At 35.6% G+C, this 21,388-nt stretch carries 14 protein-coding genes; 8 read left to right on the top strand and 6 right to left on the bottom strand.

Translation table 11 applies throughout. From position 1 onward, the window contains the following. Window position 1: 1 nt before the first annotated feature. Both FBT53_RS06225 and FBT53_RS06220 read right to left on the bottom strand, forming a co-directional pair. Window positions 2-2,131 (bottom strand): PorP/SprF family type IX secretion system membrane protein, encoded by a 2,130-nt coding sequence (locus FBT53_RS06225; protein ID WP_240729776.1) that lies wholly within the window; start codon window positions 2,129-2,131, stop codon window positions 2-4. Window positions 2,132-2,179: 48 nt separating this feature from the next. Then, complete coding sequence (locus FBT53_RS06220) at window positions 2,180-4,432, bottom strand: gliding motility-associated C-terminal domain-containing protein (RefSeq protein WP_136950302.1); 2,253 nt, start codon at window positions 4,430-4,432, stop codon at window positions 2,180-2,182. Between the two features lie 265 nt (window positions 4,433-4,697). Here FBT53_RS06220 and FBT53_RS06215 point away from each other — a divergent pair, with 265 nt between their 5' ends. Beyond that, a complete protein-coding gene (locus tag FBT53_RS06215) occupies window positions 4,698-6,380 on the top strand; it encodes a glutamine--tRNA ligase/YqeY domain fusion protein (RefSeq protein WP_136950301.1) in 1,683 nt (560 codons plus the stop codon). Between the two features lie 215 nt (window positions 6,381-6,595). Here the strand turns inward: FBT53_RS06215 and FBT53_RS06210 are convergent, their stop codons facing one another. Both FBT53_RS06210 and gltX read right to left on the bottom strand, forming a co-directional pair. After that, complete coding sequence (locus FBT53_RS06210) at window positions 6,596-7,525, bottom strand: SPFH domain-containing protein (protein WP_136950300.1); 930 nt, start codon at window positions 7,523-7,525, stop codon at window positions 6,596-6,598. 81 nt (window positions 7,526-7,606) lie between these two features. Continuing rightward, a complete protein-coding gene (gene gltX / locus FBT53_RS06205) occupies window positions 7,607-9,112 on the bottom strand; it encodes a glutamate--tRNA ligase (protein WP_136950299.1) in 1,506 nt (501 codons plus the stop codon). Window positions 9,113-9,244: 132 nt separating this feature from the next. Between gltX and FBT53_RS06200 the strand changes: the two genes are divergently transcribed. From FBT53_RS06200 to FBT53_RS06180, 5 genes are all read left to right on the top strand, one after another. Further along, window positions 9,245-12,685: a hypothetical protein gene (locus FBT53_RS06200; RefSeq protein ID WP_136950298.1), complete on the top strand. Its 3,441-nt coding sequence runs from the start codon at window positions 9,245-9,247 to the stop codon at window positions 12,683-12,685. Then, a complete protein-coding gene (gene ybeY / locus FBT53_RS06195; protein WP_136950297.1) occupies window positions 12,678-13,097 on the top strand; it encodes an rRNA maturation RNase YbeY in 420 nt (139 codons plus the stop codon). The genes FBT53_RS06200 and ybeY overlap by 8 nt, the downstream gene beginning before the upstream one ends. Window positions 13,098-13,102: 5 nt before the next feature. Continuing rightward, on the top strand, window positions 13,103-14,971 hold the full coding sequence (mnmG, locus tag FBT53_RS06190; protein WP_136950296.1) for a tRNA uridine-5-carboxymethylaminomethyl(34) synthesis enzyme MnmG: 1,869 nt from the start codon (window positions 13,103-13,105) through the stop codon (window positions 14,969-14,971). Window positions 14,972-15,049: 78 nt separating this feature from the next. Next, window positions 15,050-15,898 (top strand): class I SAM-dependent methyltransferase, encoded by an 849-nt coding sequence (locus tag FBT53_RS06185; protein ID WP_370323675.1) that lies wholly within the window; start codon window positions 15,050-15,052, stop codon window positions 15,896-15,898. Between the two features lie 208 nt (window positions 15,899-16,106). After that, window positions 16,107-16,613, top strand: a complete 507-nt coding sequence (locus FBT53_RS06180; protein WP_136950295.1) for an OmpH family outer membrane protein — start codon at window positions 16,107-16,109, stop codon at window positions 16,611-16,613. A gap of 178 nt (window positions 16,614-16,791) precedes the next feature. On the opposite strand, the gene FBT53_RS06175 is transcribed toward FBT53_RS06180, so the two are convergent. Beyond that, on the bottom strand, window positions 16,792-17,190 hold the full coding sequence (locus tag FBT53_RS06175) for a DoxX family protein (RefSeq protein WP_136950294.1): 399 nt from the start codon (window positions 17,188-17,190) through the stop codon (window positions 16,792-16,794). Between the two features lie 11 nt (window positions 17,191-17,201). Next, window positions 17,202-18,353: a DNA polymerase III subunit delta' gene (locus tag FBT53_RS06170; RefSeq protein WP_136950293.1), complete on the bottom strand. Its 1,152-nt coding sequence runs from the start codon at window positions 18,351-18,353 to the stop codon at window positions 17,202-17,204. A 132-nt stretch (window positions 18,354-18,485) separates the two neighbouring features. Here FBT53_RS06170 and pgk point away from each other — a divergent pair, with 132 nt between their 5' ends. Together pgk and FBT53_RS06160 are read left to right on the top strand one after the other, a co-directional pair. Beyond that, window positions 18,486-19,676: a phosphoglycerate kinase gene (gene pgk, locus FBT53_RS06165; RefSeq protein WP_136950292.1), complete on the top strand. Its 1,191-nt coding sequence runs from the start codon at window positions 18,486-18,488 to the stop codon at window positions 19,674-19,676. A 118-nt stretch (window positions 19,677-19,794) separates the two neighbouring features. Next, window positions 19,795-21,378, top strand: a complete 1,584-nt coding sequence (locus FBT53_RS06160; RefSeq protein ID WP_136950602.1) for a LysM peptidoglycan-binding domain-containing protein — start codon at window positions 19,795-19,797, stop codon at window positions 21,376-21,378. The last annotated feature ends 10 nt before the right edge of the window (window positions 21,379-21,388 follow it).

Here is a 21,388-nt window from a genome sequence, read left to right as displayed (position 1 = left end):
GTTAAGCGCTACGGTTAGATTTTACACGCATAATCCACATGGGATCTATGTACGCATTATTGATGTTAGAATAATAGGAAACAAGGGCATCCGTCCACTCGTTATGTGCTTTTAAATACACATAGCGATAGTTATTTTCTGGGTTAATAAAATAACTGGCATTAAGACCTTGGTCATTTAATTGCTTTATAAAACGTGTGGCATTTCTTGGGTTTGCAAAGACGTTAGCGACAATGTAATAACCAGAACGCAAACCGTCTATGTGTAAGGTATTATAAGCTACACCGTTTTGTTTTTCTTCTTGTACATTTTGTTGCAATAGGTTATCATCATAAGTAGAAGACTTGGGGATGTTATCTACGTATGCGCCTTCGGTATAATCATTTTTAACAGTCATTACCCAAGTGTTACCACTATAAGTACCGTTAAGGTTAGATTTATGTGCAGCTATGGCATCTCCTTTAGTGTTGATACCTTTGATGTACACATAGTTCATACCATTTCTTGGATTGGTAAAATAGTCCGTTTCTATACCTTGATTTTGCAATTGGTCCATGAACTCAGTCATGTATTTGGTACCCTTATAAACATTTGCAATTACATAAGAACCGCTTTCTACATCTGGAATTTCAAATGTTTTAAAATTCTTGTAACGTTTGGTATATTTTGTTTTGTCCTTTAAGGTAGCAGCTCGCTCTTCTTTGGCTTCTACAATAGCTGCCGTAGTAGAAGTACCACTAATATCTGCTAAGCGAATTGGCTTCTTATAGGTAGGTGCAGTAGTTGTTACTTCTTCCATATTAGTAGCATTTCCGTAATCGGAAGCTGGAACGGTGGTAGTAGCGTTTGTAGCATAAGCATCGCTAGTACCTTGTGTATCACTATAATTTATTGGGTTTTCTCTTGTAGAAGTACCAATATTGGTCTGGTCTGCATTGGCTAAATATATGGCTTGAGCACGTTGTTCAATATCTGGTCTACTGCCTTGAGTTTCTCTCTTTACCATTTTCATTACCATGGCAAAACGTCTTTCTAAATCTTGTTGTCTAGTAGATTCTATGGAATCTTGTCTAAAAAGTAATTCGTCTAAAATGGCATCGTTTTCAGCAAGCTTTTGTTGCAGTTCCGCAATCATGATGTCTTTTTCAGAAACTGTTAATTCTTCAATAGGAGTTTCTTCTTCATCATTACTTACTAAATCTTCATTGTCTTTTTCTAAAAGAACTCTATCTTCTGTTAAGGTTGGTGTAAAACTGTAGGCTAGAGAAATTTCATGATTTACACCAAAGTTTTCTAAGTTGTTGCTTAAACCTTTTTCTACGGTATAACCTATAGATATTCTTTTGTTTAAGTTAAAACCAACACCGGCTGCTGCACCATAATAATCGTCATAACCCGCTTGTAACCAACCTATTTTTGGTAAATCTAAAATTAAACTACCTCCAAGATTAATGTCTTCACCGGCTAGGGATTGTACCCGTGCCAAAGGCATTAAACGACCGGATTCTAATAAACCGCTACTTTTTTTAAACTCATGGGTATATTGTAAATGACCTGTAAAAGTTTTAGAAGCAAAATCTGTTAGGTCTTCGCTTGTTTTTAAATTATACTCAAACAAATTGTTAGCAACAACACCTACATCAAACTGACCGTAAGATAGGTTAAAACCAGGTTGAACGGTTATTAAGGAAATATCATTGGAACCACGCAATAATGGGTCGTCCGGATCTAAAGTAGATGCTCTATTTTGATTGATGCCACTTTTATAATATGAAAAGTTAGCACCAAAAGTTAAATTACTTTTTTCACTAAGTTTTACACCGTAAGCATAGTTTGCTAATAAGCCATAGTTGTCAATTACACCTTCTGTTTGGTTGTATAAACTTACACCAACCCCACTTCTATCCCCTATTCTACCACTGTAACTTAAAAAGTACGTCTGAGCGTTATCATCAAAAGATACTGATTGGTTTCTGTGGAATAAGTTGATATACGATTTGTTTTCTCTTACGGTAGAAAAAGTAGGATTTAACAAATACCTATTGAACTTAACTAAGTTTTGGGTAGGCAAATCGTAGGCAACAAATGGGTCTTCTTCTTGTGCTTGGGTAGGCACTAGAAGTAAACACATTATAAGGGTTAGAAATAGTTTGGTAAGCTTGTTCATGGGTTTGTTGGGTTATCGGATCACCGTTATGGTGCCTTGTCGTAGGGTTTTGTTGCCTTCCTGTATTTTGTAATAGAAAAGCTGATTCTTTTTACTGAATTGTAATGAAGAAGATGGCCAGTTATTTTGGTAATCTCTCTGGTTTAGTACTTCTTCACCATTTTCATTATATATAGTTACGGTAACATTTGCTTGTCTAGAGTAGGTATTTGGGATGACCCATAGGTCATTAGCACCATCACCGTTTGCTGTTACCACATTTGGGATGTCAAAATTATCTCTATAAGATACAGTTACAGTTCTACTAATCTGGCAGTTACCACTAGAGGCTATTAATACGTAGGTGCCTTCTTCACTTAATGTAATAGAAGAACTTGTACTTATATTGTTATTAGCCTCATCAAACCATGCGTAAGAATCTGCGCCAGAAGCATTAACAACTTTGGATTCCCCTTCTGGAAAAACTAAATTACTATTAGTATCCAGTTGTACTATACTTTCATCAAAAGCAGTAATAACAACTTCATTAGAAATAATAGGACAGCCATTGGTATTAACACGCAATTGATAATTACCAACTTCTGTGGCTGTGATACTTGCAGTAGTTATGTCTAGTTTGGTATTGTTTAGATACCACTCGTAGGTTTTACCTGTTAAATCGTAGTCTGTACTTATTGTGATGATTACGCCATCACACAACACATTTCCATCACTAGAAATAGCAATATTTTCACCCGAATTAAGTACTACGGGTAATTCTATAGTATTTACAGTAAAAGTATCTAGAGTAGCTGTAAGACTATAGGTACCGTTTTCTGAGGCATCAACTAGAGATAAGGTTGCACCACTAGCACCATCTACTGTAGTGTTATCTTTTTTCCACTGATAGGTAAATTCATTTTTCAGGTTGTCGGTAACATCAATTTGGTTACCATTAGCATCTGTAGCAGTTATGCTTGCAACTGTTAATTCTACAGAAGTACTGATACAGGCTTCATAGGTATTTAGATAATCTATGGTAATAGCAAAATCTTGTGGGAAAACAACAGTTGTAGTTTCTGATGTTTTAGTTACGGAAGTACAGCTACCTCCTGTTTCTGTTACGGTTACATGATAATCCCCAACTTCACTAACGGTAATAGTCGCATTCGTGGCACCACTAATGGCAGTACCGTTTTTGTACCATTGATACGTTGGTGTGCTAGCATCTGTAGTTACGGATAAGGTTTCGGTTGTACTAGGCAGTAAAATCACGTTAGTAGGGTTGTCTAGGTTTACTGCAAAAGAGCCTGCACTTTGTATAGTAACGGCAGCAGAACGCTCTAAACAAATTCCATCGCCTTCTACTTCTACTTGGTAGTCACCTTCAAAACCAGCAGCACTGCCAGATACGCTTAAAGTTGCTCCTTCAACGGCAGCAGGCTGTACTATAGAGCCATCTTTATACCAGGTGTAGGTATATCCATTGCCCGTATTATTTGCCTGTAATGTTATGGTATCATCACTACATAAGGTAGTTTTAGTAGGGGTATTAATGGCTATACCTTGTGGTGCATTAATATTTACTTCTATGCTGTTTGATATGGTGTTAGCAGATCCTGAGCAATTAGCGCCATAATCCATTTCTACAAAATATAATCCAGACTCAGAAACCGTAATACTTGGACCTGTACTGGATAACTTGGTACCACTTCTGTACCAACTGTAGATATAATTGTCAGCATTTGGGACATTATGGGCGGCTAAGGTAACTTGCGCACCTGTACAAACATCTATAGTTCCGCTTGGAGGTATGGTACCATTGCCGTCTTTACTAATTAAAATAGGACTGTTATAGTCTATATAATACATGGAAAAGGCATCAGATACCTCACTTATTTTTTCTGGATTGGTAGAACGGACTCTAAATTTGTACCCATCACCTCTTGTGTCGGTAGGTAGATTAAAAGAAAATAGAAAGTCGAATTCTGTGTTTTTATCGCTTACCCTATCTAATTCTATAGGGTTGGCAAAGCTGCCATTAGCATTAGATAGTTCTAAAATAAACTCATTGGTAGAAGCCACTAAAGGTGGTCCCCAAGTAAATTCTACATAATACTCGTTAAAGTTTTCTGAGCCACAGGCGGATGTCCAGGGAGTAGTTGATCCTAAATTTGGATTGGCTGCTGGTGTTGGTTTGTTAAGTGTCTGTCCTGTTGCAGTGGCTAATCCTAGCAACCACAATAGAAGTAAGGCACCTAAACCTTGATTCATTTTTGTTTTCATAAGTGTAGGTAATATTTGGGTGTAATATGTTTTTAGGTCATTTAGCATGTATGCTTTAGTTTACTTTTTAGACTTTAGTAGGTTTAAAAACAGGTGTATACACACCACGCTAAGAACAAATATTAACCATTTATCAACGTACTTAAAGTTATTGTTGTGGTCCACCTGTTTTCTGTTGTGAAATGATTCTTTTTGTTTGTTGGCCTGTTGATAAATTGCTAATAACTGTTGTTTTTAGCTACCTTTGCGCTACAATTGTTTTTATATGGAAGAGACTAAAAAGTCGTTGAATTTTATTGAGCATATTATTGAGGAAGACTTAAGTGGTTCCTACTCTCAAGAGGACCTTAGGTTTCGTTTTCCACCGGAGCCAAATGGATACTTGCATATAGGGCATGCGAGTTCTATTTGTCTAAATTTTGGACTTGGTTTACGATATAACGCTCCTGTTAATCTTCGGTTTGATGATACCAATCCGGCTAAAGAAGAAAAGGAATATGTAGAAGCGATAAAGAGAGATGTTCAATGGCTTGGTTTTGAATGGGATAAGGAGTGTTATGCATCAGATTACTTTCAACAATTGTACGATTGGGCTGTAGATCTTATTAACCAAGGAAAGGCTTATGTTGATAGTCAATCATCGGAAGCTATGGCCCAGCAAAAGGGAACGCCTACCGTACCAGGAACCCCTAGTCCTTTTAGAGACCGTTCTATATCTGAAAATTTAGAGCTTTTTCAGCAAATGAAGGAAGGCAAATTTGAAGAAGGTGTACATGTTTTACGTGCCAAGATAGATATGGCTTCTCCTAATATGTTAATGCGGGATCCTATAATGTATAGGGTTATACATAAAGCACATCATAGAACTAATACTGATTGGTGTATTTATCCTATGTATGATTGGACGCATGGCGAAAGCGATTATTTAGAGCAGGTAAGTCATAGTTTATGTACGTTAGAGTTTCTACCACACAGAGAGCTTTATGATTGGTTTTTGGACCAATTGGTATCTGAAGATAAATTAAGACCTAAGCAGCGCGAGTTTGCTCGTAGAAATCTTAGTCATACTGTGGTGAGCAAAAGAAAGCTTTTAAGATTGGTAGAAGAAGGTGTGGTTTCCGGTTGGGACGATCCTAGAATGCCAACCATTTCGGGTTTACGGAGAAGGGGATATACGCCAGAATCTATACGTAATTTTGCAGACACTATTGGTATCGCTAAGCGGGATAACGTGGTAGACGTATCTCTTTTAGAGTTTCACGTTAGAGAACATTTAAATAAGATTGCGCCTAGGGTAATGGGTGTTTTAGACCCTTTAAAAGTGGTAATTACCAACTATCCCGTGAATGAAGAGGAATGGCTAGACGCAGAGAATAATCCAGAAGATGAAGCTGCTGGATTTAGAAAAGTTCCTTTTTCTAGAGAGCTTTATATAGAAAAAGAAGATTTTAAAGAAGAGGCAAATCGTAAGTTTTTTCGCTTAAAGCTAGGAGGGGAGGTGCGCCTTAAAAATGGGTATATTATTAAGGCAGAAAGTTGTACCAAGGATGATGATGGGACTATTATAGAGGTACAGTGTACGTATGACCCTAAAAGTAAAAGCGGAAGCGGTACGGAAGAAAGTTTACGTAAAGTAAAAGGTACTTTGCATTGGGTTTCCATACCACATGCACTACCAACAGAAATTAGGTTGTATGATCGTCTTTTTTCTCATGAAACTCCGGATGGTGATAAAGATGTAGATTTTATGGAATTTGTTAATAAGAATTCCTTAAAAGTAATTACCGGTTATTTGGAACCTAGTTTAAAGGATGCCAAGGTTGGGGAGCATTTTCAATTCCAAAGGATAGGCTATTTTAATGTGGATACCGATAGTAGCTCAGACAATTTAATTTTTAACAAAACTGTTGGATTAAGAGATACCTGGGCCAAACTCAAAGAAAAATAGAATAATAAGCGTTTTCAATTATTTATAAGTACAAAATCGATTTTTCTTATTAATATTGAATTTGTTTCAGCGTTTTTCTGGATGATTCTTTCTTAGAATATGTTAAGGTTTAGGATGGCTGTTTATAGTTTATCAGAAGGGCTTAAAATAAGTTTTATGAAAAATCCCAATCAATTATACTGATTGGGATTTTTTATTAGCTGGTTTAAATGTATTTACTCTTTTTTTTCTTTTTTCGAAGCTTCTTTCATTTTTTCTCCAATCATATTACTAGCGGTAAAAGAGGCAACCATATTGTTTAACATATCGCTTCCTGCTTGTGGTGAATTTGGCAGTAATATTAAATTAGTATTCGTTTCTTCCCCAATAGATTGTAAAGTGTCATAATGCTGCGTAACCACAATAAGGGCAGATGCTTCTTGTGAGTTAATCCCGACTTTGTTAAGGACTTCAACGGATTCTTCTAAACCTCTTGCAATTTCTCTTCGCTGGTCTGCAATACCTTGTCCTTGTAATCTTTTGCTTTCTGCTTCTGCTTTGGCCTTTTCAACGATTAATATTCTCGCAGCATCGCCTTCAAATTGTGCTGCTATTTTTTCACGTTCAGAAGCGTTAATTCGGTTCATGGCAGCTTTTACTTGTGCGTCTGGGTCAATATCAGTCACGAGGGTTTTTATGATATCGTATCCATATTCAGACATATATTCTTGCAATTCTCTTTTAACAGCAATAGCTATATCATCTTTTTTTACAAAGACATCATCTAATTTCATTTTTGGTACTTCTGCACGTACTACATCAAAAACAAAGGAGGTGATTTGATCATGCGGATATTCTAGTTTATAGAATGCATCATATACTTTCTCTTTAATTACAACGTATTGCACAGATACTTTTAGTTTTACAAATACATCATCTAATGTTTTCGTTTCTACAATTACGTCTAATTGTGAAATTTTTAAACTAAGTCTTCCCGCTATACGGTCTACCAAAGGTATTTTCATTTGTAGACCAGAGTTTCGAATGCTTGTAAATTTACCAAAACGTTCTATGACAACTGCTGTCTGTTGCTTAACGACGAAAAAGGAGGAAATCAGTAAAACGATTCCAAAGAAAATGATAGGAATTAAAAGGAATTGGCCCATTGTTGTGATATTTGATTATTGATAATTTGTTGTCAATTTACAAAAGACAACTATGGGTTTGTAGTATATTTTAGCTTTTTGTTACAAATTATTCAAGGCGTTGTCTATTCGCTTATTGGTTTCGGTTTTGCCTATGAAAGAAATAATATCAAACAAATGTGGACCCTTCATGTCCCCAACTATCACTAATCTTAGTGGTGGCATTACTTTGCCAAATGAAAGTTCTTGTGCTTTAATCCAATGTTTAACCTCTGATTCTATGTTTTCAGAATTGAATTCTTCAACGTTGTTGATTACTTCTTTTACCTGAGAAATTAGGTTTGGTGTTTCTTCTTTCCATTGTTTTTTAACAGCTTTTTCTTCATAATGGGTAGGTGTAATAAAGAAATAATTACTTAATTCCCATAAGTCTGATACGAAACTGGCTCGTTCTTTTACTAGAGAAACTACCTGAGTTGCTTTTTCTGTTGTACTTAATTCGGCAGGAATCTGTTTTGTTTCTAGGGTAGTTGTAAATAATCCAGCAAGTTCTTCAATGCTCTTTTGCTGTAAATGTTGCTGATTATACCATTTGTTTTTTTCAGGATCAAATCTGGCACCTGATTTATTCACTCGGTCTAAACTAAATTTTTCTATAAGTTGTTCAAGAGAAAAAACCTCTTCTTCGGTACCCGGATTCCATCCTAACATGGCAAGAAAGTTAACAACGGCTTCTGGAAAATAACCGGCTTCCTTGTATCCTAAAGATTCATTCCAGCTTAAAGGAAATATGGGAAAGCCACCTTTTTCACCATCTCTTTTACTAAGTTTGCCTTTCCCTGTTGGCTTTAGTATTAAGGGTAGATGTGCAAAAATTGGCGGAGTCCAATCAAAAGCTTCGTACAATAAGTGGTGTAAAGCTAAAGAGGGTAACCACTCTTCACCACGGATAACATGGGTAATATCCATTAAATGGTCGTCTACTATGTTAGCCAAATGATAGGTTGGCATACCATCACTTTTAAAAAGTACTTTATCATCTAAAATATTGGTATCAATAGAAATTGTTCCACGGATAACATCATTTAATTCCAAAGTTTCATCTTTTGGAGCTTTAAAACGTATTACGTACGGTTCCCCAGCTTTAAGTTTTGTATTAACTTGGTCTTCCGTTAGGGTAAGGGAGTTGGTAAGTTTTTCCCGGTTATGCCAATTATAGATAAAAGTTTTACCTTTTGCTTCATGTTCTTTTCTATGATTATCTAATACTTCTGGAGTATCAAAGGCGTAATATGCTTTTCCTCTTTTTATTAATTCATCAGCATATTGTTTGTACAGTGGTTTACGTTCACTTTGTTTGTAGGGCCCATAACCTTTGTCTCTATCGGGTCCTTCATCATAGGTAAGACCACACCATTGTAAGGCGTCTTTTATATATTGTTCCGCACCAGGAACAAATCTATTTTGGTCGGTATCTTCTATTCTGAGAATAAAGTCTCCATCGTGTTTTTTAGCAAAGAGATAGTTGTATAAAGCTGTTCTTAATCCGCCAATGTGTAAAGGCCCTGTAGGACTAGGGGCAAAACGAACTCTTACTTTAGATGCCATATTTTTTTTGGCAAAGATACAATTACAGGATTAAGCTAAAAATTGATTTGTAACTCTGATAATTTTGGAATTAACATAATATTTTATGTACTATTTTAGTTGGTAAGCTAACTTGTATAAAAAGAATAGTTTATGTCTGGTTTTGATACCATTCTTGTTAATTTAGAATTATTTATTAAAAAGTACTATACCAGTAGGTTGCTTAGAGGAGTGTTGCTTTTGTTGAGCTTCGGTGGGCTTTTCTTTTTGGTTATTGGTTCTGTTGAGTTTTTGTTTTGGTTTAATTCGGCTATTAGAATGTTTCTTTTGGCTTTATTGACCATAGGGCTCTTAGGTTTATTGTATTATTTCATTATAGTTCCAATACTATATCTTTTTAAGTTCAAGAGTGGGTTAACTTATAAGGATGCTGCAACTGTTATTGGTCGTCATTTTCCTGAAATTGATGATAAGCTCAAGAATTTATTAGAATTAGCAGAGGATAGTAAATCTAACGATTTAGTTTTGGCAGCTATAGAACAAAAAAGCGATAGTCTTGGCATTTTCACATTCTCTAGCGCTATAGATTTAAAGGCAAATTTTAAATACACTAAGTATTTGATTATGCCTATGTTCATTCTTTTGGTCTACTTGGTTTCTGGTAATTTAACGGATTTTTTTAGTAGTTATTCAAGAGTTTCAAATTATGACATTGCTTATGAAAAACCTGCTCCTTTTACATTTCTGTTGAGTAGTACTGACTTATCTGCACTACAATTTTCGAATAAAAAAATTAAGGTTACTACCGTGGGTAATATTAGGCCAGATAAGGTTTTCATTTCAGTTGATGGTGTGGAAAGGCAGTTAATCTATCGTGATGGATTTTATGAATATGAGTTTGTAAATCTAATGGATGATGTTGCTTTTAATTTTAAAAGTGATGAGATTAGTTCTAGAACTTTTGTCTTAAAGGTGGTTAAGGTTCCTGCCATTTCTGATTTTAAATTAGAATTGAATTATCCTCATTATGTGAATTTTAAAAAGTCTAAGATTAGTGCTACGGGTTCTGTAACTGTTCCTGAAGGTACACGTGTTGGATGGAATATTAAAGGGTATAATTTAGATAATGTCAACATTCTATTAGGGGATAGCACGTTTACTTTCAAAAGAAAAAATAGTGAATTTCTATTTGAAGAAAAACTTTATGATGATGTGGATTATGAAATTATTACTAGTAATAAAGATTTGGCAGAATTTGAGCGTTTGTCTTATAAAATAGCCGTGATAAAGGATGAGTATCCAAAGTTAAAGATGGAGGTTCTCAAAGATACGTTAGCACAGAATTCTGTTTTTTATATGGGGAACGCAACGGATGACTATGGTTTAACTAAGGTCTTGGTACAGTATAAAGAGATAGGAAGTAATAATGGTTTCAAATCTTTAGAGTTAGAAAAACCAAATAGAAATGTGCATCAATTTTTTTATCAATTTCCAACAGGTTTAGATATAGTGCAGGGAAAGGAATACGAGTATTTCTTCCAAGTATTTGATAATGATAAGGTTAATGGTTCTAAATCAATAAAAAGTGACATTTATTCAACTAAGTTATTGACTAACAGTGAAATAGATAAAATATCTTTAGAAAATCAAAGTAAGCTTATAGATAGGTTAGAAGAAAGACTTTTAGATGTAAATGATTTAGAAATTAGTAGAAAGGATTTAGATAATACGTTAAAGACCAATCAAGATTTAGATTATTCTGAGCAACAACAGTTGAGGCAATTTGTACAGAATCAAAAGAAACAAGAAGAATTATTGGAAAAATTTTCAAAAGGATTAAAGGAAAATTTGAAAAAGAGTAAAGAGAATGAGGAATTTTCCAAGCTTTTACAAGAACGTTTGGAGCGGCAAGAATTAGAAGCCCGCAAAAATAAACGATTAATGGAGGAATTGAATAAGCTAGCGGATAAAATTAATAAAGAAGAATTACAGTTTAAACTTGACGAATTAAGTAAGTCCCAATCTACCAATAAGCGAAATTTAAAACAGTTGGTTGAATTAACTAAAAAATATTATGTCACAGAAAAAGTAGCTGAACTTTCTAGAGCACTAGAAAAGTTATCTGAACGTCAACTTAAATTGTCTAATCTATCAATAGAGGATAGGTTTGCTATAGAATCTCAAGAAAAAATTAATAGTACATATAAAAGAATTAGGAAGGAATTGGAAGAGGTACAGAAAGACAATCTAGAATTGAAAAAACCAATTGCTATAGACGTTGAGAAAGATGAATTAGATAAAATTGAGAAAACACAATCAGAGGCCTTAGAAGAGGTTCAGAAGCATCAAGGTTCTGAGAATACCGAGAGTGAAAGTGGTAAGTCAGAAGAGTCAAATGCAAAACAGAAACAGCGTGCAAGTGGCGAACAATTAAAAAAGCTTTCAGAACAATTAAATTCTGGTAGTATGTCTGGTGGTGGTTCTTCTGTTGCGGAAGATGCTGAGATGTTACGCCAGATTTTGGACAACTTAATTATTTTTTCTTTCAAACAAGAAAATTTAATGGAGCGTATGCAAGGACAAAATTTAGAGTTATCTCAGTTCTCCTCGAGTATTAAGGAACAAAAGGAATTAAAAAATTTATTTGGGCATATAGATGATAGTTTGTTTGCATTGTCTTTGCGTCAGGTAGAATTAGCAGAATTTGTGAATGAGCAAATAGAAGAGGTTTATTATAATTCAGATAAAGCCTTGGCTTCGATTGCAGATAATAAGTTATATCAGGGTTTATCGTATCAACAATATGTACTAACGGCATCCAATAATTTAGCTGATTATTTGGCTAATGTTATGGATAATATGCAAAAAAGTATGCAGTCAGGTAATGGTCAGGGACAAGATAATGATGCTCAATTACCGGATATAATTAGAGGACAACAAAGTGTAGGTGAAAAAATGGGTCAATCCGGTAGTGGTAAAGAAGGGGGTAAGAAGGGTGATTCTGATGGTGAAGGTAGCAAAGGTGAAAAAGGAGAAATAGGGGGTGAGTCTGGAAAAGGTAAGGGAAAACAGGAAGGTGACTCTGATGGTAACGGTGAAGCAGGAAAAGGGGGGAAGAATGGAAAAGAGAACGGAACAGAATCCGGTACTGGGGCTGGTTACGGGATGACGGAAAGTGAACTACAGGAGGTTTATGAAATTTACAAACAGCAGCAATTAATACGTTCTAGATTAGAGGACCAACTTGCAGATTTGGTTCGTAAAGAAGACAGGGATTTAGCGCGAAAGTTGGTTCAGCAAATGAAGAATTTTGAGGATGAGTTGTTAGAAAATGGTATAACCCAAAAAACTAGAAATAGAGCGTCTAGTATTCAACAGCAGTTGTTGAAATTGAAGAATGCAGAATTAGAACAGGGTCGAAAAAAAGAACGAGAAAGTAAGTATGGAGTACAAACATTTAAAAACGATTTAGCTACCCCAAGAGAGGATATTAAAAAGCGCTTTAATCAGATAGAGATTTTAAATAAGCAAGCATTACCTTTGCGGCAAAATTACCATAGCAAGGTAAAAGAATATTTTAAAAAAGATGATTGAGTTTTTTTCTGAATGTGATTTTCATCTGGAAGATACAACTAATTATAACGATTGGTTAATTAGACTTATTGCAACTAAGGATTGGATTTTAGGAGATATTACCTATATTTTTTGTGATGATAGCTATTTGCTTAAGGTTAATCAGGAGTATTTAAATCACGATTATTTTACAGATATCATAACGTTTGACTATACTGTGGATACAACTTTGGGTGCAGATATTTTTATTAGTATTGACAGGGTTAAGGAGAACGCTGTGGAGTATGGCGTTTCTTTTGATAGAGAGTTGAGGCGTGTTATGGCACATGGTGTTTTGCACCTTATGGGCTACAAGGATAAAACAGATTCCCAGGTTAGGGAAATGAGAGTAGAGGAGAATAATGCAATTGAGTTGTTCCACGTGGAACATTAGTAATTATGTTTGAAAAAGAATACGATGTAATAGTGGTTGGTGGTGGCCATGCTGGCGCGGAAGCTGCCGCGGCTGCGGCTAATATGGGTTCTAAGACTTTGCTAGTCACAATGAATCTTCAAAATATTGGTCAGATGTCTTGCAATCCTGCAATGGGTGGTATTGCAAAGGGTCAAATCGTTAGAGAGATAGATGCGCTTGGCGGGTATAGCGGTATTGTTTCTGACCGTTCTGCTATTCAATTTAAAATGCTAAATAAGTCTAAGGGTCCTGCCATGTGGAGTCCTAGAACCCAGAATGACCGTATGCGTTTTGCTGAGGATTGGAGGTTGCTTTTAGAGCAAACGCCCAATGTGGATTTCTATCAAGAAATGGTATCAGGTTTAGTTGTGGAGTCAGGCAAAGTGACTGGAGTTCAAACTTCTTTGGGACTTAAGATTTCAGCTAAATCTGTTGTGCTTACTAATGGTACTTTTCTTAATGGTTTAATACATATAGGAGAAAAGCAGTTTGGTGGTGGCCGTGCAGGGGAAAGTGCTGCGTTTGGTATAACTGAGCAATTGGTAGATTTGGGTTTTGCGAGTGGCAGGATGAAGACCGGAACACCCCCTAGAGTGGATGGTCGTTCATTAAATTATGAAGTGATGATACCACAACCGGGGGATGCAGAACCAGAAAAGTTTTCTTATTTAGATACGAACAGGTTGGCCAAGCAAAGAGATTGCCATATGACCTACACAAGCACTCTTGTTCATGATTTACTTAGGGAAGGTTTTGATAGGTCACCAATGTTTAATGGTAGAATTAAAAGTCTTGGTCCACGGTATTGTCCTTCAATTGAAGATAAGATTAATCGTTTTGCGGACAAGGATAGGCATCAACTTTTTGTAGAACCAGAAGGTTGGAATACGGTGGAAGTTTATGTCAATGGGTTTTCTACTTCATTGCCAGAAGATGTCCAGTTTAAAGCTTTGCGTTCTGTGGTTGGATTTGAAAATGTAAAGTTCTTTAGACCCGGCTATGCAATAGAATACGATTATTTTCCTCCAACTCAGTTAAAACATACACTAGAAACTAAGTTGGTGGATAATTTGTTTTTTGCGGGACAAATAAATGGTACAACAGGATATGAAGAAGCGGCTTCTCAAGGTTTAATGGCAGGGATTAATGCGCATCTTAAAATCAAAGAAAAAGAGCCATTTATATTAAATAGGGATGAGGCTTATATTGGTGTTTTAATAGATGATTTAATTACTAAGGGTACAGAAGAGCCGTACCGTATGTTTACCTCTAGAGCGGAATATAGAACATTATTAAGACAGGATAATGCAGATTTAAGGTTAACTCCACGGGGTTATGCTATTGGTTTAGCATCAGAAAAACGTCTTAAGAAAATGGAAGATAAAAAGGAAAAGTCTAAAGCCTTTGTGTCATTTTTCAAAAGGACCAGTTTTGAAGTGGAGGAAATCAATCCAATTTTAGAAGAAGTTGGCTCAGCTGTTGTTAAACAGTCAGACAAAATGTTCAAAGTCTTCTCTAGGCCTAAAATGACAATGAATCATATGCTTCGCTTAAAAGAAGTACAGGATTATGTGGCGCAGAATAATTTAGATGCTGATATTTTGGAACAAGCAGAAATTCAGGTTAAATATTCGGGTTACATCGCTAAAGAAAAGAACAATGCTGATAAATTACAGCGTTTAGAAGGTATTAAGATTCCAGCAGGATTTGATTATAGTAAAATCAATTCTATTTCTTTTGAGGCTAGAGAAAAGCTAAAAGAAATTCAACCAGTGACTATCTCACAAGCTTCTAGAATAAGCGGTGTATCGCCATCAGATATTAGCGTGTTATTAGTTCATTTAGGCAGATAAATACCGTACGTTCCACGTGGAACGTACGGTGCATTTTATTATTGCATATGTTATCTTAATTTTTTTAGACGGTTAACTTTGAAAATCAAAGTAGAGATGAGGACGTATTTAAAGGTCAAAGATTATTCGGTAAGTAAAGAGGAGTTCCAGTTACGTTGTGATGATAAGGAAGAAGTTCTGCAAACTTTTCCGGTACCACTTAATTTGGAAACGTATTATGAAAGTGATGATTATATTTCCCATACGGACGCGAATTCATCATTATTGGACATCATATACCAAACCGTTAAAAAAATTAATCTAGCATCTAAACTTAAATTAATTTCATCATTTGCAGAAGAAGGTAAGTCTTTGTTAGATGTTGGTGCAGGTACGGGTGATTTTGTTTTTACGGCAAAGCAAAATGGATGGAACGTTTCTGGTATAGAACCCAACCCAAAGGCAAGAGCGTTAGCAAAAGAAAAAGGAATTGATTTAGTTACTGCCTTAGATAGATTACCCCAAGCTTCTTTTGATGTAATTACCCTGTGGCACGTTTTAGAACATCTTCCAGAATTAGAAAATGATATTGACAATTTACGAAAGCTTTTAAAGCCAAATGGAACTTTGGTAATAGCGGTTCCAAATTTCAAATCTTGGGATGCTAAATATTATAAACAATTTTGGGCAGCTTATGATGTGCCTAGACACCTTTGGCATTTTTCTAAGCAAGGGATAAAAAGTTTATTCTCTCCGTTTCAATTAAAGATTGAAAAAATAAAACCTATGTGGTTTGATGCGTTCTACGTATCTATCTTATCGGAAAAATATAAGACGGGTAGAAAGAAATTTTTTAAGGGAATTTGGTATGGTTTTAGGTCTAACCTTTCTTATTTGAGTACTAAGGAGTGTTCTTCTCATATTTACATCCTTAAAAAGACCAAATAACTCGCTCTAAGGGGTTCTTGCACTTACTACGCATCAATGTGTTGTAAGATTAAATTTATCGCTTTAAATCGCCTTAAAACAGTTCTATTTTGATAGTTTTGATTGATAATGGTGTGTTGTTGCTATAATTAATATCTATTTTCTATTTTTTTACAAAAACCTAAAGCTTAAATCGTTTTTATATTTTAGCGCTTCTTAAAATAAAACAATGAAAAAATTTGGTGTATTAATAGGTTTAGTATTGTTGGCGGCTTGTCAGCAAAGTAAAATTGGTTATGTAGATAACGTTAAATTAATGGACGGCTATCAAGAGAAAATTGATGTAGAGGATAGTTACAAAGCCAAAGCAGAAAAATTAGGCAAACAAAGAGATAGTATTTCTCAGGCTTTTCAGATAGAAGTTCAGGCGTTTCAAACAAAAGCACAATCTATGTCTCAGAAAAAAGCGCAAGAAGAGTATGCGTTAATACAGCAAAGAGGACAAATGATGGGGCAAAGTTTACAACAACAAGAACAATCACTACAGGCAGAGGGTCAAGAAAAGATGGATAGTGTTGTAAAAAAAGTTAAAGCAGAAATAGAAGCATACGGTAAAGCCAATGGGTATACTTACATCTTAGGTGGCGGTGAAGGCGGTAGTGTTCTGTACGGCAGTGAAGCTAATGACTTAACAGAAGAAGTTCTTAAACTTTTAAACGATAACTACAAAAAGTAGTCTTACCGTAAACTAACAAAGAAAAGGCCTTGGTTTCCCAAGGCCTTTTCTTTGTAATTAAGTTTTCTATTAGCGCTATCGTTTATTCGTAAAACGTTTTGCAAGTTCTTATTCTGACAAGTATTGCAATTACATTTTAATTAGCGACACTAAATATATCCAGAGTTCTACAAGGTGTTTAAGCCGTTAAAAACAATAAAAAAGATACTGCAATTAGGTGTATAACTAGCGTTTTTGCACCATCATAGTCTTTTGCAATACGCTGTCCTAGTAATAGCATTAAAAGTGCTAAACCTGCTATAGCCGCTCCGTAAAAAGCAAAATCTTTATGGTTAAAAACTAAGAGGTGAACAAACCCAATTATGGATACTAATCCTGCTGCAATTTCTACTACAGTGACGGTTCCTAAAAGGAATGGAACTATGTTTTTAAAAATAGTTTTAGAAAAATGGTCTTGTAGCCAAGAAAGATTGCCTTTCCAATCAATTATTTTGTCTATTCCACTTTGTAAAAATACAATAACCACCATAGCACTTAGGAATAGGGAGGCAGCGTTTTCTGTAAAATGTAAATGCATGGGTTTTAGTTTTAGTTAGCTTTACTATGTAATAAACGGGTAAGTTTAATAGAAAGGTCTGTAAAAATAAGTTTAGAATTACCGTTACGTTCCACGTGTAGCATGGCGTCTTCTAACTCTTTAGTCATGTTTTCTACGTTATTCTCATGTACAAAAGGAGCAAATTTTTCAAGCGCAAATCCGTCTACATTAATATGGGTATAAACCAGTTCTTTAGCACTATAATTAATTAAAAGTGCTTGTCTAATTATAGATAGGCAATACAATAAAAATTTCTTTTGTACTTCTCTGCCAGTTTTAGACACTTCATCACTCCACAATAAAAGTTCGTGTATAGCGGATTTATTTCCTTTGGCTTTAAAAGCAGTGCGCACCCATTGTACAAACCATCTTTCAAAAACTAAATCCTCAGAGTCTTTATGTAATAAATCTAGTGCTTTGTTATAATTTCCGTTGGCTTCGTGGGCGTAACGGTTAGCTTCGTCCTGGGTAGCACCTTCTGCCAAAAGTCGTTCTGCGATTATTGGTTCTGGCAGGGGACCAAATTGCAACAATTGGCATCTAGAACGTATGGTATTAATAAGTTGTTCTTCGTCTTCAGCAATTAAAAGTAAAACGGTTTTATGTGGAGGTTCTTCTATTAGTTTTAAGAGTTTGTTAGCAGCAGAAGTATTCATCTTTTCTGCCATCCACATAATTAAAACTTTGTAGCCACCTTCGTAAGATTTTAAAGTGAGTTTTTTTACAATATCCTGTGCCTCGTCTACACCTATTTGACCTTGTTTTTTCTCAATACCAATGGTTCGGTACCAATCAAACAAATTACCGTAAGGTTGTTCTTTTACAAATTGCCGCCATTCTGCTAAATAGTAATCACTTACAGCATGGCTTTTTACCTTATCAGAGTTAGAGACAGGAAATGCAAAATGTAAATCTGGATGGGTAAGATTAGCGCACTTAATATTGCATTCTGCGTTACCCCCTTCATTTTCATCGCCTTTATTCCCACAAAGTAGGTATTGAGCATAGGCTATAGCCATTGCCAAAGTGCCGCTACCTTCTGGTCCAACAAATAATTGTGCGTGTGGTACACGCCCCATTTGTATGGTGGTAGTTAAATGTTTTTTAAGGTGATGTTGTCCTAATACTTGCTCAAATAACATACTGCCAAAGATAAGGATTTGGGTATAGGTGCCATTTAAAACTAAATTACTGTAAAAGTTTACAAATTTCGGTAGATGAGTCTTTACATGCCAAGCCTAATTAATTACTTTTGAGACTTAAACTAAATACAGATGAAAACAATAGACAACTATAATTTTCAGGATAAGAAAGCATTAGTCCGTGTAGATTTCAATGTACCCTTAGATGGTGATTTTAACGTAACAGATACTAGCCGTATTGAAGCTGCTAGGCCTACCATTCTTAAAATATTAGAAGATGGTGGTAGTGCAGTTTTAATGAGTCATTTGGGTAGACCAAAAGGAAAAAGAAATCCAGACATGTCCTTGGGGCATATTGCAGACAAAGTTTCTGAAATTATAGGGGTACAAGTAAAGTTTGTAGAAGATAGTATTGGTGAAAAAGTGGAGCAAGCTTACGCCAATTTAGATAGTGGAGAGATTTTATTGCTAGAAAACCTTAGATTTTATGAAGAAGAGGAGCAAGGCGATGAAGGTTTTGCAGAAAAACTAGCACAATTTGGAGATGTGTATGTAAATGATGCTTTTGGAACTGCCCACAGAGCTCACGCATCTACCACTATAGTAGCACGGTTTTTCCCAGAGAACAAATGTTTTGGTTACTTATTAGCCAAAGAAATTAAGGCCATAGATAAGGTAATGCAAACGGGAGAGAAACCTGTAACCGCAATTCTAGGCGGAGCTAAAGTGTCTTCTAAAATAACAATCATTGAGAATATTTTAGATAAAGTAGACCACTTGGTAATTGGGGGCGGTATGACCTATACTTTTGTTAAAGCAAAAGGGGGTAAGGTAGGAGATTCTATATGTGAAGATGATAAGATGGATTTAGCCCTAGATATTCTAAAGCAAGCCGAAGCAAAAGGTGTGCAAGTACATTTACCAGTAGACGTCTTAGCAGCAGATGACTTTGATAACAACGCTAAAACACAAACCGTAGCAGTTAATGAAATACCAGACGGTTGGCAAGGTTTAGATGCTGGACCAAAAACATTAGATATTTTTAAAGAGGTTATTTTAAAATCTAAAACTATTCTTTGGAATGGGCCTGTAGGTGTTTTTGAAATAGAATCTTTTGCAAAAGGAACCATTGCTGTGGGTACGTTTGTAGATGAAGCCACACAAAATGGAGCCTTTTCTTTAGTTGGTGGTGGTGATTCTGTTGCTGCAGTAAAACAATTTGGTTTTCAGGATAAAGTAAGCTATGTATCTACGGGTGGTGGTGCCATGTTAGAAAGCCTAGAAGGAAAAACTTTACCTGGAATTGCTGCAATAATGGCATAATCAGTAAGTTATAGAATAGGGGTGTTGTCTTAAAATTTGCCTTTTTGTGATTTTTCATTTTAATAATTAAACAAAAAAGCGCATTTTAGCACGCCCCATTCCAAACTGAGGTGTCATGATGATGAGAAGACTTGCAATTTCCTTGGCAATTTGTTGCCCAATTTTATGTACAAATACGCTTACTGCACAAGATAATACAGGTACTACTGCGCCTGCAAATAGCACAGTAACTACACCAGTAAAGGACACTCCCCTGGCAGTAAAAGTGGTCCCAGAAGTAAAAGAAAAAACTCAATTAGAAGATTTAGCTAAGGCCTATGCTTATGATAGTCTTTGGATGGTAGAGTTGCAAAAAAGTCATGCCTACTTTGATGAAATGTATGCAGAAGTAACTACCATGAATTATGACTCTATTTTTTCTGTAGAATTACCCACAGACACCTTAAAAGCTAGGTTGGCTAAACTGAATGCAAAAACACCATTTAACGTAGAATACAACCCAACCTTAGAACAGGTAATTCATTCTTTTTTAAAGCGAAAGCGAGGTTTAATTCATAGAATGATAACGGCAAGTCAGTTTTACTTTCCGTTGTTTGAGCAAGAATTGGACAATCATAATATACCTTTAGAGATGAAATATCTGGCTATTGTTGAGTCTGCATTGAACCCTAAAGCACGTTCTAGAGTAGGAGCTACTGGTCTATGGCAATTTATGTTTAGTACAGGTAAAATGTATGGTTTAGATGTAAGCTCTTATGTAGATGAACGGAGTGACCCTATTTTTTCTACCCAAGCAGCGGGTAAGTATTTGGGTAAGTTATACGATATTTTTGGCGATTGGGATTTGGCTCTCGCAGCCTACAACTCTGGTCCCGGCAATGTAAATAAGGCTATAAGACGTTCTGGCGGATATACAAATTACTGGAATTTAAGACCACATTTGCCTAGAGAAACAGCAGGCTATGTACCTGCTTTTTTGGCTACAATGTATTTGTTTGAGTATGCAAATGAACATGGCATTGTAGGGAATAAAGCAGAACGTCCCTATTTTGTTACAGATACGGTACACGTTAAAAATGCTATTTCTTTTGACCACATTTCTAAAGTGGTAGATATTTCTGTGGACGAATTACGTACCTTGAATCCGTCTTATAAGTTAGATATAATACCTAAAGTAGAAGGTAAAACCTATACCCTAAGATTACCTAGAAAACACATTGGCATATTTGTTTCTAATGAAGCAGCGATTTACGCCTTGGCTAAAGATGAGTTAGCAAAAAAGGAAAAAGCACTACCGCAGTTGGTAACAGCGGAAGACCGTGTACGTTATAAGGTTAGAAGTGGAGATTATCTGGGTAAAATTGCGGAACGCTATGGCGTAGGTGTAAGCCAGATAAAAAGATGGAATGGTTTGCGCAGCAATAATCTAAAGGTCGGACAACGATTAACAATTTATCCTAGAAAGCCTATAGCAAGTACCAGTACCAAATCCGTAGTTACTAAAGAAAATGTGCCTTCTAGGCCAGTTAAAATGCCATCGGATCCCTCCAAAGTACATGTAGTACAATCCGGGGACAGTCTTTGGACCATTTCTAAGCAATATCCTGGCATAACTATTGATAATTTACGAAAATGGAACGGACTCAGCAACAACAACCTAAAACCTGGAACAAAATTAAGGTTGTGTAATTGTTCTTCGTAAATTTATACTG

The organism is Flavobacterium sp. ASW18X, assembly GCF_005144745.1.
Taxonomy (GTDB): Bacteria; Bacteroidota; Bacteroidia; order Flavobacteriales; family Flavobacteriaceae; genus Croceivirga.
The sequence above is the reverse complement of the archived record's forward strand: the minus strand, read 5'-3'. Positions and strand labels throughout refer to the sequence as shown.